This window comes from Pseudomonas sp. Yb2C2 (assembly GCF_052112325.1).
Taxonomy (GTDB): domain Bacteria; phylum Pseudomonadota; class Gammaproteobacteria; order Pseudomonadales; family Pseudomonadaceae; genus Aquipseudomonas; species Aquipseudomonas marginalis.
The window spans coordinates 211,524-224,696 of record NZ_JAVAJK010000008.1 but is presented as its reverse complement, the minus strand read 5'-3'; the positions used below and the strand labels follow the sequence as shown (position 1 = coordinate 224,696).

At 63.9% G+C, this 13,173-nt stretch carries 10 protein-coding genes; 3 read left to right on the top strand and 7 right to left on the bottom strand.

Features of this window, described 5'->3' with window-relative positions; genetic code table 11:
• The first annotated feature begins 139 nt into the window (after positions 1–139).
• Positions 140–2,245: a mechanosensitive ion channel family protein gene (locus Q8X51_RS13795; protein ID WP_065925129.1), complete on the top strand. Its 2,106-nt coding sequence runs from the start codon at positions 140–142 to the stop codon at positions 2,243–2,245.
• 107 nt (positions 2,246–2,352) lie between these two features.
• On the opposite strand, the gene Q8X51_RS13790 is transcribed toward Q8X51_RS13795, so the two are convergent.
• Positions 2,353–6,612, bottom strand: coding sequence for a DEAD/DEAH box helicase (locus tag Q8X51_RS13790; protein ID WP_407693859.1), 4,260 nt, complete (start codon positions 6,610–6,612; stop codon positions 2,353–2,355).
• 166 nt (positions 6,613–6,778) lie between these two features.
• Between Q8X51_RS13790 and Q8X51_RS13785 the strand changes: the two genes are divergently transcribed.
• Positions 6,779–7,663 (top strand): sugar nucleotide-binding protein, encoded by an 885-nt coding sequence (locus Q8X51_RS13785; RefSeq protein WP_027605180.1) that lies wholly within the window; start codon positions 6,779–6,781, stop codon positions 7,661–7,663.
• 158 nt (positions 7,664–7,821) lie between these two features.
• On the opposite strand, the gene Q8X51_RS13780 is transcribed toward Q8X51_RS13785, so the two are convergent.
• The 5 genes from Q8X51_RS13780 to Q8X51_RS13760 all read right to left on the bottom strand — a co-directional run bounded on the left by Q8X51_RS13780 (position 7,822) and on the right by Q8X51_RS13760 (position 11,813).
• A complete protein-coding gene (locus tag Q8X51_RS13780; protein ID WP_065925131.1) occupies positions 7,822–8,520 on the bottom strand; it encodes an OmpW/AlkL family protein in 699 nt (232 codons plus the stop codon).
• A 94-nt stretch (positions 8,521–8,614) separates the two neighbouring features.
• Positions 8,615–9,136: a DUF3299 domain-containing protein gene (locus Q8X51_RS13775; RefSeq protein ID WP_065925132.1), complete on the bottom strand. Its 522-nt coding sequence runs from the start codon at positions 9,134–9,136 to the stop codon at positions 8,615–8,617.
• Positions 9,137–9,226: 90 nt separating this feature from the next.
• Complete coding sequence (locus tag Q8X51_RS13770) at positions 9,227–10,492, bottom strand: ABC transporter permease (protein WP_407693858.1); 1,266 nt, start codon at positions 10,490–10,492, stop codon at positions 9,227–9,229.
• Between the two features lies 1 nt (position 10,493).
• Complete coding sequence (locus Q8X51_RS13765) at positions 10,494–11,204, bottom strand: ABC transporter ATP-binding protein (RefSeq protein ID WP_065925133.1); 711 nt, start codon at positions 11,202–11,204, stop codon at positions 10,494–10,496.
• 6 nt (positions 11,205–11,210) lie between these two features.
• Positions 11,211–11,813 (bottom strand): DUF2796 domain-containing protein, encoded by a 603-nt coding sequence (locus Q8X51_RS13760; RefSeq protein ID WP_407693857.1) that lies wholly within the window; start codon positions 11,811–11,813, stop codon positions 11,211–11,213.
• 132 nt (positions 11,814–11,945) lie between these two features.
• Here Q8X51_RS13760 and Q8X51_RS13755 point away from each other — a divergent pair, with 132 nt between their 5' ends.
• Positions 11,946–12,293 carry a hypothetical protein gene (locus tag Q8X51_RS13755; protein WP_065946590.1) on the top strand — a complete coding sequence of 116 codons (348 nt, stop codon included), beginning with the start codon at positions 11,946–11,948 and terminating at the stop codon, positions 12,291–12,293.
• On the opposite strand, the gene trxA is transcribed toward Q8X51_RS13755, so the two are convergent.
• Positions 12,290–13,162 (bottom strand): thioredoxin, encoded by an 873-nt coding sequence (gene trxA, locus Q8X51_RS13750; protein ID WP_065925136.1) that lies wholly within the window; start codon positions 13,160–13,162, stop codon positions 12,290–12,292. The genes Q8X51_RS13755 and trxA overlap by 4 nt on opposite strands.
• Positions 13,163–13,173: the final 11 nt, after the last annotated feature.

The window sequence follows — 13,173 nt, the reverse complement described above, 5'->3', positions numbered from 1 at the left end:
GCCGAAGGCCACCACGCCTCACCCCGGCATGCAGGCCGCATTTGATAGTTGCCCAAGCGGCAAAGATGCTGAAACAGGGGAACGATCAGTGCTCAAATTCGTCAGTTCCTTACAGACCCTTCTGAAGGAGCCCGGTGTTTTGCTGAATCTAAAGACTGCATTACTGCTCGGCGCGCTGCTGTTCTGCGGCAGCGGCGCACTGTACGCCGCTGCCACCGCGCCGGAAGCCGAAGCACCGGCCAAACCGGAGTTGCTGGTAGAGGGCGGATTGCTCGGTGCCATCAGTTCCAGCATCGATGATGTGCAGAACAAGCTCGACCTCAATCAGAACCTTGTTGATGCCTGGCGCCTGCGCGCGGACCGCGCGGCAGATGAGGTCGGCCGGTTGGTTGACCAGACGTCGGAGCGTTCGCCGTGGAGCGTGGCCGGCGACTTCCTGCTGCTGTCCGGGGTGTGGGTCGGTGCCTTCGTTGGGTTGACGCTGCTGGGGCGGTTTATCGTGCTGCGCCTGAGTCGTCGTCCTTTCATCGAACGGCGGGGGCGCCTGCAAGGCGTGCTGGGTTATGTGGTGCCCTACACGATCCCGGCGCTGATCTGCCTGCCGCTGACGCTCTATGTCAGTCACTTCCTGCCCACGTCCATAGGTCGCGCACTGGCGCTGTGCTTTGCCTATGCGACCAGCAGCGGCATCTTCTCCACGTCGATGCTGCTGTGCGTGATTGTGATGTTCAACGTCGGCCATAAGCGGCCGGCGGTGCAGATCATTCGCGACTACTGCCCCAAGCCGCTGTTCCTGATCGGCTTCCTCGCTGCCCTCAGCGACGCCCTGACCAGTCCGCAGATCGCCCGCCAGCTCGGGGGCAATATCACCAGCAGTATCGCGGTGTTTACCGGCCTGTTCGCGGCGGTGATCTTTGGCGTGCTGGTGGTGCGCCTGCGCCGCCCGGTGGCCCACCTGATCCGTAATCGACCGCTGGCCCAGCGCCTGAAACACCCGGCGTTGCAGCAGTCGCTGCGGATATTTTCCGGCCTTTGGTACTGGCCGATCCTGTTGATGGTGCTGGTCTCGGCGATCAACCTGATCGGCGCCGGCGACGACAACCAGAAAGCCCTGCGCTGCGCGCTGTTCACCACGATTCTGTTGATCGGCACGGTATTCCTGAGCACGGTGCTGCAACACCTGTTCAAGTCCCGCAGCCAGGTGGCTATCCAGCGCAGCAGTGCCTACAAGGAGCGTTTTCTCAGCCTGTTGCACGCGATCCTGCGCATTGTCATGGCCATCGCCTTTATCGAAATACTCGGGCGGATCTGGGGCGTGTCGCTGTTCGAATTCGCCCAGCGCAACTCGGTGGGACGCGCGATCAGCGATTCCCTCAGCAGCATCGGCCTGATCCTGCTGATGACCTGGTTGTTCTGGGTGGTGCTCGACACGGCGATCCAGGAAGCGCTGAAACCGCCGGTGAACAAACGCTCCAATCGCCAGCCCAGCACAAGGGTGAAGACCATCCTGCCGCTGCTGCGCAATGCGGTGAAAATCATCCTGGTGGTGATCTGCGCAATCACCACCATGGCCAACCTGGGCATCAACGTCGCGCCGTTGCTGGCGGGGGCCGGTGTGGTCGGCCTGGCGATTGGTTTCGGCTCCCAGCAATTGGTGCAGGACGTGATTACCGGCCTGTTCATCATCATCGAAGACACCTTGTCCATCGGCGACTGGGTGGTGCTTGATTCCGGCCACGCCGGCACCGTCGAAGGCCTGACCATCCGTACCCTGCGCCTGCGCGACGGCAAGGGCTTTGTGCATTCGGTGCCGTTCGGGCAGATCAAGGCGGTCACCAACCAGTCGCGGCAATTTGCCTATGCGTTCTTCTCGGTGCAGTTCACCTACGACACCGATGTGGACAAGGCCGTGGAACTGATCCGCGAGGCCGGGCAGTCGATCCGCGACGATGTGTTCCTCAAGTACAACCTGCAAGGGCCGCTGGAGGTGTTTGGCGTCGACAAGATGGACCTTAATGGCGTGGTGCTCACGGCGCAGTTCCGTACCGTGTCGGGTGGGCAATATGCGGTGAGCCGTGCGTTCAACCAGCGTTTGAAAAAGCTTGTGGATAACTGTGATGAGGTGCACTTCGCGCAGACTTATCCACAGCAGGTTTTGTTGCCCAAGCGTACACCCCAGGTGGATGAGCCGGATGAAGAGGTGCCGGCGTCGGTGGTGTTGACGGAGCAGCCGCGTACTCAATAATCCTCCACCCCGTAGCAGCTGCCGAGCGCCAGCGAGGCTGCGTCAGGCGCGCTGCCGATTCAGAATCGAGTCGCGGCCGACGCAGCCTCGCCGGGGCTCGACAGCTGCTACGGATTTGCGCGGTGCTGGATCAGCTTGTCCCGTATTGACTGCTGATCCACATCCAGCAATATCTGTTGCTTGCCCCCCACCATCACCGCCGCCGGCAACCCATCCCGATACACAACACGATTCCCACTCACCGCCGGCACCTTGCTGCCCGGCAACAGTGTGCCCACCAGGTTCAGCGGGTCAGCCCCGCACACGGCGATCAAACTCCCGTCATGGGGGCGGCGCCGCACCTCGCGCAGCAATGGGATCGCCTCCGGCAGCGCAAACTGCTCACCCGCCAGCCCGCTGACAAACCGCCCGCCGCGAATCTCACCCCGGGCTTCCAGCCGATGGAATGTGCGTAGCAGTTCGCGCCAACTCGGCAACCAATCCGCCTCGCGCTCCAGCAAACGCCAGAACACCACGCCATAACGGCGCAGCAAGGTCATCGCCACATGTTCCAGGGTTTCGGCCGAGTGCGGGCCGGCGGCGGTCGATGGGCGGCGAATCAGCGCCCAGCGTCCGGCATCGTCCATGCCGCCGATAAACGCCCCACGCCCGCGCCGACTGCTGCGCGCCTGGCGCTTGCTGGCCGGGGTGGTCAGTGCGCGCAACCCGGCAAAACTGTCGGCATTCACCAGGCCGGCGCCGACCAGTTCCTGCAAGGCGGTTTCCAGTTCGCTGCGCAACAGATGGGCTTCGTGCACCAGCTCATCGAAAAACAGCGCGCCGTGTTCGCGCAAGGCCAGGTGGACTTTCTGCGCCTTGGGCGACAGCGTCGTGCTATCGGTGGGTTCGGTGAGCCCGCTCCACAATGCCACCTGGCTGCGCGGCAACAGCACCACCGGCGTGCTGCGCAGGGCGATGGCGCCGGACTTGTTGCTCAAGCGCGTCCACACCAGCTTGCCGCTGCGGCACAGCTCGTCGAGCCAGGTCGATGAGTAATCCTTGAGCCGCGCACTGAGCAGGTCACTGTCCCAGGCCGACGTGGCGGCGGCGTAGCCTTCGAACTGGCCGACAATCTGCGGCAGCATCGCGCTGCCCTGGCCACGTGTGCTATCGGACAGATGCTGCCAATCGAACAGGAAGCGCATGAAATCCTGCAGCGCCACCGGCTCGATTTCCCGGCGCAGGCGCTTGACCGTGTAGCGATGAATGCGTGCGAGCAGATGCCGTTCGCACCATTGTTCCTCGAGTGCGCCGGGGCTGAAGCGACCGCGCAGCACGTAGCCTTCCTGCTCCAGGCGGGCCAGTGCCTGGGTGATGTCGGCCAGCGGCAAGGCCAGTGGCGCGGCGATCTCGATAATGCTCTGCGGGCCGAAGCCACCCAGGCGCGCACGCAGCAGTTCCACCAGCGCGTCGTCAAAGGTCCAGGGCTCATCGAAGCCGGGGAGCAACGGCAAGCTGTTGGGGTAGATCGCCTGCAAACACCCCAGGCGCTCCACCGCGACCCACAGGCCATTGGACAACTGAAAGGCGCGGCCAGCCTTGGCCAAGGCGTTCAGCCACTCGGCCCATTGCGCCGTGACTTCGTGGCTGGCGATGCACGCCAGGCTCATCAGTGCCTCATGCATTTCATCCACGCCATGGGGCGCCGGCCAGGCCTCTTCGCGCACGCCGGCGATGGCGTCCGCATCCAGTGCGCCCAGGTCGTCGGTGCTCTGTGGGTCGCTCCAACGGCGGTTGAGCACGGCCTGGGTGCGGCGTTCTTCCAGCGGTGCATCGTCGAGAAAGGTGTAGGGGCGCGCGCTGAGGATTTCGGCGGCCATGGGCGAGGGCGCCGGCAGGTCGCGGCTGATCAAGCGCACTTCGCCGCGCTCCATGCGCCGCAGCAAGGCAAGCCAGGCGTCGCTGTCCATGGCTTCGTGCAGGCAGTCATCGAGGGTTTGTTCCACCAGCGGGTGCTCGGGTACTTCGCGTTCACCGGCGAGGTTTTCCAGGCAGGCGATCTGGTCGGGGAACACACTGGCGATCAGGTCTTCGCTCTTCATGCGCTGGATCTGCGGCGCCACCTTGCGCCCACCGGTAAAGCGCGGCAGCGCCAGGGCCACGCCGGCGTTCCAGCGCCAGCGCACGCCGAACAGCGGCGCATCCAGCACCGCCTGGATCAGCAGGTGTTCGGCACTGTTGCTGTTGAGGTAACGCCACACCTCATTCAGCTCGAAACTGTGGCTGGTGGACAGCGACAGCACGATCGCATTTTCGCTGGCTGCCGCCTGCAATTCGAAATTGAAGGTGCGGCAAAAACGCTTGCGCAAGGCCAGGCCCCAGGCCCGGTTGACGCGGCTGCCGAACGGCGTGTGGATGATCAACTGGGTGCCGCCGGATTCGTCGAAAAACCGCTCCATGATCAACGTGTCCTGGGACGGCAACGCGCCGAGGGCCAGGCGCGCGCGGGCCAGGTAGTCGAGGGTCTGTTCGGCGCTGGCGCGGTTCAGGCCAAGGGTGCCGGTGAGCCAGTCTTGCGCCGGTTGCAGGTTGCCGGGGCTGGCGCTGAGCAGGGTGTCGAGTTGCCCCTGCAAACGCGCGACAGCGGCGGATAACTCATTGCTGCGCCCCGGCGCTTCGCCGAGCCAGAACGGAATGGTCGGCGGCTGGCCGTGGGCGTCTTCGACCCGCACTTTGCCGGCCTCGACCCGCAGGATGCGGTAGGAGGTATTGCCGAGCTGGAAGATATCCCCGGCGATGCTTTCCACTGCGAAGTCTTCGTTGACGCTGCCGATGTTCAGGCTTTGGGGTTCGAGCAACACGCTGTAGTCGGCGTTGTCGGGGATGGTGCCGCCGCTGGTCACGGCGGTCAGCTTGGCGCCACGGCGACCGCGCAGGGTGCGGGTCAGGGCATCGCGGTGCAGGTACGCGCTGCGGATACCCTGGCGCCCGTTGTAGCCCTCGGCGAGCATCTGCAGCAGCGCCTGATAGTGGCGTTCATCCAGGGTGGCGTAGGGCGCGGCGCGGTGGATCAGGTCAAGCAGGGCCTGCTCCGGCCACTCCTGGGCACTGACCTCGGCGATGATCTGCTGGGCCAGCACGTCCAGGGGCGCCACCGGGATCTGCAAGGTGTCCAGTTCTCCCCGCCGCACACAATCGAGCAGGGCGGCGCATTCGATCAGATCGTCGCGGGTGGTGGCGAACAGGCGCCCCTTGGGCGTGCCGCCGACCTGATGCCCGGAGCGGCCCACCCGTTGCAGAAAGCCGTTGATGGAGCCCGGCGAACCGATCTGGCACACCAAATCGACATCGCCGATATCAATCCCCAGTTCCAGGGACGCTGTGGCGATCAGCACTTGCAGCTCGCCGGCCTTGAGCCGTTGCTCGGCGTCCAGGCGCATCTCCTTGGCCAGGCTGCCGTGGTGGGCGGCGACGGCGCTCTTGCCCAGGCGCTCGCTCAAGTGCCGGGCCAAGCGTTCGGCCAGGCGCCGGGTGTTGACGAAGATCAGCGTGGTGCGGTGCTCACGGGCAAGGGCGGAGAGGCGGTCGTAGACCAGCTCCCAGACATCGTTGGCCATCACCGCCGACAGCGGCACCGGAGGCACTTCGATATCCAGGTCACGGGGGCGGGCATGGCCGATGTCGACGATGTCGCACGTTCGCTCAGTGCCCACCAGAAAGCGCGACACCGCTTCGATGGGTTTTTGCGTGGCCGACAGACCGATGCGGGTCAGCGGCTCGGCGCACAAGCCTTGCAGGCGCTCCAGGCTCAAGGCCAGGTGGCTGCCGCGTTTGCTGGCGGCGATGGCGTGGATTTCATCGACGATCACCGTGCGCGTGCTGGCCAGCGTCTGCCGGCCGGAGTCCGAGCCCAGCAGCACGTAGAGCGATTCCGGCGTGGTCACCAGGATATGCGGCGGGCGCTTGCGCATCTGTGCGCGGTCTTTCTGCGGGGTATCGCCGGTGCGCACGGCGGTGCGGATCACCAGTGGCGGCAGGCCCAGGCGCTGCAAATGCTCGGTGATCCCGGCCAGCGGGGTTTGCAGGTTGATCTGGATGTCATTGGACAGCGCCTTGAGCGGCGACACATACACCACCAGCGTCTCGTCTGGCAGTTGCCCGCCGTTGGCCAGGCCCTGGTGAACCAGGTCATCGAGCACCGCGAGGAACGCCGTCAGCGTCTTGCCGGAGCCGGTGGGCGCTGCGATCAGCGTCGAGCGGCGCTGGCGGATCAGCGGCCACGCCTGGGCCTGGGCGCTGGTCACCGAAGGGAAGGTGTGGCGGAACCAGGTGCTGACGGCGGGGTGGAAGCCGTTCAAGACCGTGTCGGTTGATTCAGGAAGGTTCATGCCTAAGTTATGCAGCCCACTCCAACAAGTTGCAACCCCGCACTTTATCCGTGACGGTTGCGCTACAAACCCGCAAAATGCAACGATTCTGGAATAAACCTACGGCACGCCTCACGGGCTTGCCGACCATAACCATCGTTCCAAACAGACCGGGCCTGCTCAATCTATGCGAATGCGCCTTATGTTACTGGGCGGCGGGAATGCCCTCGGGCAGGCGCTGATTCGCCTCGGTGCAGAGGAAGACATTGGTTTCCTCGCACCCAAACCGCCCCAAGACGGCTGGGATGCCGCAAGCCTCACCCAATTGCTCGACGACACCCGTCCCGATGCGTTGATCAACCTCGCCTACTATTTCGACTGGTTCCAGGCCGAAGCCGTCAGCGAAACCCGCCTGGCCGCCCAGGAGTTCGCCATCGAGCGCCTGGCTGAACTGTGCCAGCACCACAACATTACCCTGCTGCAACCGTCCAGCTACCGCGTGTTCGATGGCTCCCGCGCCACCGCCTACAGCGAAAAGGACGAGCCGGTGCCCCTGGGCCTGCGCGGCCAGGCGTTATGGCGGATCGAACAGAGCGTGCGCGCGACGTGTCCGCAACATGTGCTGTTGCGTTTTGGCTGGCTGTTGGATGACAGCGTCGACGGCACCCTCGGGCGCTTCCTGGCCCGGGCCGAGAAACCGGATGAGTTGTTGATGGCGGACGACCGCCGCGGTAACCCGACGCCGGTGGACGATGCCGCACGGGTGATCATCTCGGTGCTCAAGCAACTCGATTGCGCGGCGCCGCTGTGGGGCACTTACCACTACGCCGGGCATGAGGCGACCACGCCGCTGGCGCTGGGCCAGGCGATCCTCACCGAAGCGCGCAGCTACCATGCGCTGGCCATCGAAGCGCCCACCGCCCAGGCCCACGCGGCACGGCCGGATGCAGCAGACGAACCGCAGCATGCGGTGCTGGCCTGCAAGAAAATCCTCCACACCTTCGGCATCAAGCCGCGGGCGTGGCGGGCGGGGCTACCGGCATTGCTGGACCGGTTCTACCGCCACAGCTGACTCAATACAAAACCAAATGTGGGAGGGGGATTGCTGTAGTGAGCGGGCTTGCCCCGCGCCGGACTGCGCAGCAGTCCCATTGGACCGCGGTGCACCCAGCGCGGGACAAGCCCCCTCACTACAGCAACCCCCCTCCCACATTGGTTATGCAGTGTTGCTTAGAACTTGTAGCCGATACCCACCATGTAAACCATCGGGTCCACGTCCACATTGACCTTGGCCCGGGTGCCAGGCGCCACGGCGTTGTTTTCCACGGTGGCCTTGGTGCTGATGTCGATGTAACGCGCCTGGGCGTTGATCATCCACTTGTCGTTGATCATGTAGTCCGCGCCGATCTGCGCAGCCCAGCCCCAGGAGTTCTCGGCCTTGAAGTTGCTGAAACCGGCTTCGGAGGCGCGGCTGCCGACGTGTTCGTCGTAGATCCAGGTGTAGTTGATACCGGCGCCTACGTACGGCTGGAACGGGGATTTATTGTCCAGTGGGTAGTACACGACGCTCAGGGTCGGCGGCAGGTGTTTCAGCGTACCGAGCTTGCCGTTGGCGGCGCCGAGGGCGGTGTTCTTAAGCTTCACGTCATGCTCGAACGGCGTGGCCGCCAGCAGTTCGATACCGACATGGCTGGTGAGCATGTAGGCGAAGTTCAAACCCAGCTGGGTGTCGCTGCTCATGGTCGCCTTGCCGCCCAGGTTGGCGCCGGCCAGTGGACCCTGGTCAACTTTGACGGTGCCGCTGTCTGCCTTCGGGTTCACGGTGATTGCACCGGCACGAATCAGAATGTCACCCGCTTCGTGAGCGTGGACGGCAGGGGCGGCGAGTGCGAGGGCGAAGAGGGACGCGCCGAGCAGAGACTTGTTCATGGGAGCTCCAGAGGACGTTTAGAAGTTGTACGTCCAATGGTAAAGATCGTTCCGTCCGGTCTGTTGACTCAGCTCAATGAAAGGGCGATCAGCGTTATTCCGGCAGTTCGTAGATATAAATTTTCTCGGCATCCATTTGGTAGCCGGCGTCGGCCAGTTCACTGGTGGACGGTTTGACCTGCATCGCACCCTCGATCCAGTACGGCTGGTAGAGCTCATCGAGTTTCACGCCGAGTTCGCTTTTCACGTGCACGATCTGGTTCGATGGCGGTGGCGGCACATGGATGCACGCGCCGAAATACGGCACCAGCAGGAACTCGGTGGTGCGGCCTTCTTCGCTGACTTCCAGCGGCACGATATACCCGGGCAGGCGGATGTGCTGGCCATCGAGGCTCTGCACCACCGGCGCATTGGGCAGATCCTGCTTGGCCGCTGGTGCCGCTTCGACGGACAAGGCATCGGCCATGTTCGACAGGTTGTGCAGCGGTTTCATATTGGGGATTTCCGGTGGCGCGTCCGGCGGGATCATCTCCTGCCAGGACAAATCCCTGGGCTGGTCCTCCGCCCAGGCCGGCACGGCCACCAGCAGCAATAACGCAAACAGAGCGCGACGCATGAAGACTCCTCAGTGGGTAGCTGCAAGTTGCAAGCTTCAAGTAAAAGCCGATTCGCTTGAGGCTTGTAGCTTGAAACGTACAGCTGCTGTTCACAGCCTTATGGACAGGCCATCGGCCAGGGATTGTCGGTAGGCGCGCCAGGCGGGCACGCTGCCCATCAATAGCGCTGCCGCCAGGATACCGGCGAGCAAGGTCCATTCATATTCGGTGGGCCATGACATCGGCAGGTCGAGGCCGTAATTGGCCTGCAAATACCCGCGCGATGCGGCGATGCACACATACAGCAAGCCCACGCCTGCGATCACGCCGGACAGGGCCAGGGCGAAGGCTTCGAAAATCAGCAAGGTTGCGATATGCCACGGCCGCGCGCCCACCGAGCGCAGGATCGCCATTTCGCGGCGGCGTTCGTTGAGGCTGGTGAGGATCGCCGTGAGCATGCCGATCAAACCGGTCAGCACCACGAACAGCGAGATCACGAACAAGGCTTTTTCGGCGGTGCCCATCATGCTCCACAGCTCTTGCAGCGCCACGCCGGGCAGGATCGCCAGCATCGGTTCGCCACGGAATTCGTTGATCTCCCGCTGCAGGGCGAAGGTGGAAATCTTGTTGTTCAGGCCGAGCATAAAGGCCGTGATGGCTTGCGGGGTGAGGTCCATGTTGCGCGCCTGGTCGGCACTGATGCGGCCTTTGCCCTGGGCCGGTACGCCGTTGTGCCAATCGATATGGATCGCCTCCATACCGCCGAGGCTGATATGCAGCGTGCGGTCCACCGGCGTGCCGGTGCGCTTGAGAATACCGACCACGGTGAACGGTTTGTCATCGTGTTTTACCAGGCTGACCACCGCCACGCCGTGGGCCAGCACCAGCTTGTCGCCGAGCTTGTAGTGCAGGGCATCGGCGACTTCGGCGCCGAGTACTACTTCGAACGGGTCGGTGGCGAAGGCGCGGCCGCTGGCCAGTTCCAGGTTTTGCTTGCGCCCGTACTGGTAGTGCTCGAAGTAGGATTCGTTGGTGCCCATTACGCGGTAGCCACGATGGGAGTCGCCGAGAGAAATCGGGATCGCCCATTTCACCTGGGGGCTGGCGGCGAAGTGCTCGTAGCTGTCCCACCGAATGTTGTTGGTGGCGTTGCCGATGCGGAACACCGAGTACAGCAGCAGGTTGACCGAACCGGAGCGGGCGCCGACGATCAGGTCGGTGCCGCTGATGGTGCTGGCGAAACTGTTGCGCGCCTCAACGCGCACGCGTTCCACCGCCAGCAGCAGGCACACCGACAAGGCGATGGCGAAGGCGGTGAGGATCGCGGTAAAGCGGCGGTTAGCCAGGCTGGCCATGGCTAGACGAAACAGATACATCTCAAACCTCTGCGGGCGTGGCGGCGCGATTGAGTTCGGCCAGCGACAGGTTACGGTCGAACAGCGGCGCCAGGCTCTGGTCATGGCTGACAAACAACAGGCTGGCGCCGGCTTCGCGGCATTCGGCGAACAGCAGTCGAATGAAGGCTTCGCGGGCGTCGTAGTCCAGGGCCGAGGTGGGCTCGTCGGCGATCACCAACTCCGGTTGGCCGATCAGCGCACGGGCGGCGGCCACCCGTTGCTGTTGGCCGATGGACAGCGAGTCGGCGCGGCGCTCCAGCAAGTCCTTATCCTTCAGGCCCAGGTGCGCCAGCAATGTGGCGGCGGCTGTGTCGACACTGCCGTGGCGCAGCTTTGCCCGTTGCGCGCGCAGCTTGGAAAAGTGACAGGGCAGCTCGACGTTCTCGCGCACCGACAGGAACGGCAGCAGGTTGAACTGCTGGAAGATATAGCCGGTGTGGTCAACGCGAAAGCGGTCCCGGGCGCCGGCCGAAAGTTCGGTCAGCTCCTGGCCGAGCAGGCGGATACTGCCCAGGCTGGGCTTCTGCACACCGCCGAGCAGGCCGAGCAAGGTGGTTTTGCCACTGCCGCTCGGCCCCTTGAGAAACAGGGTTTCCCCCGCTTCCAGGCGGAACGCGGGGATGTCCAGCAACTGTGGGTGACCGGGCCAGTTAAAGCCCAGGTCAGACAGTTCGATCAATGGGTGGGTCATGGGCACTCAGAACTTCAGGGTGGCTGCTGTGGCCGTCACTTCAACACCTTGCTGGCCGCTCGGGCCGATCAGTTGTACCTGAATTTTCTGGGTGGCGGGGAAGGTCTTGAACACCTGGGTCAGGTCCAGGTTGCCCAGGGCGGTCGGCGTGGCGCAGGTGAATTGGTAGTGGGCGTGGATTTCACTGTGATCGTGATGATGCTCGTGGGCGCCGTCTTTGGCGTCGTGGTCATCATCGTCGTCGTCGTGGTCGGCTTCCGGTTTGTCGCCGAACAGCGGGCTGTTGAGTTCCTGGGAGCTGATCACGCAACCCGCGGCCTTGGGCAGGTTGAACAGGGCCAGTGGGTTCTCCAGCTGTTTGCGGGCGGCGGCGACCTTGGCTTTGTCGGCTGCGCTGGTGGCGAGGTGTTCGAAGCCCACCAGGTTCATCGCCGGGCTGTCCAGTTCAAGCTCCAGGGCCTGGCCGTCGAGTACCGCGTTAAGGCGGCCTACGCCATGCTCGTGGGCGCCGAGGCTGCCGTGTTCGTGATCGTGGTCATGCTCGTCGGCGGCATGAGCGATGGCGAGTGGCAACAGGGCAAACGGCAAAGCAAGCAACAGACGGCGCATGGGAAAGCTCCAGGAGATGAAAGTTTTGTTATGTGATCTTATAACAATAGTGCCGAGAGTTTGCCCGCCCGCTTGGCGTTGCGCAAGCCGCATGGGAGCATGCTCGTCAGAAAAAATGCAGGAGTAAGGACGATGTTGCGAATTCGTGGAACCATCGGCGACCTGCCGGTGGACTTGACCCTGGAGCTGGACGACGGCGATTGGGCACGACTCGGCGCGCAGCTGCAGGCGACGCCAGTGGCAAGCGCGACCGCCGCGCCGGCAGCGCCGGTCAAGCCGAACGATGATCTGTGGCAGAACGCCCAGGACCTGTTGCGCAACGCCGGGCAACTCAGCGGCCTGGAACTGCTTGATCGACTGGAAGGTTTGGCGGGGGATGCCGCGGCGGGCAAGCGCCTGTTGGTGCGCCTGCGCCATAGCGCCAAGGTCAAGGTGGCCAGCGGCGGGGATACGCCGCTGTACAGTTGGATCGGCGATTAGTACAGCGCGGCGAACAACTTGCGGCGGTACACGGTCACCAGCGGGTGATCATTGCCCAACAGCTCGAACACCTGCAGCAAGGTCTTGTGCGGCAGGCCTTCGCTGTAGCTGCGGTTGCGGATAAACAGCTTGAGCAAGCCTTCCAGCGCCGCGTCGTACTGCTGGCGCGCCAGCTGCTGGATGGCCAGTTGATAGGCGGCTTCGTCGTCCTGCGGGTTTTGCGCCAGGCGGCTTTTCAGCTCGGCGGTGTCCGGCAGGTCGGCGGCCTGGCGCAGGAAGGTGATTTGCGCCTTGGCGCCGGCGAGGGCGGCTTTGTGGTCATCGCTCTTCACTGCATCGAGCACGGTTTGGGCTTCACCCAACTCACCGCGTTCGGCCAGGCAGCGCGCGTACAGAATCAACGCGGCAGCGTTGGTGTTGTCTTCACCCAGCAGCGCCACCAGCACGGCCTCGGCGTCGCTGATGCGGCCATCGGTAAACAGCGCCTGGGCCTGCTCCAGTGGGTCAGCCGCCGCCGGTGGTGGCATCTTCACGTGAGGCTCCAGCAGCGCCCGCACCGCCGACTCCGGCTGCGCCCCGGCAAACCCATCCACCGGCTGGCCATCCTTGAACAGCACCACCGTCGGCAGGCTTTGAATGCCAAAGCGCGCGACGATGTCCTGCTCGGCCTCGCAATCGACCTTGGCGAGCAGCAACTCGCCCTGATAACTCTGGGCAATCTGCGCCAGCATCGGCATCAACGCCTTGCACGGCGCGCACCACTCGGCCCAGAAATCCACGAGCACGGGTTTTTCGAAGGAGTTCTGGATCACGGCCTGGTCGAAATTGGCGCTGGTGACGTCGAAGATGTACGGCGTGGGCTCACTCATGGGGCGTCTCG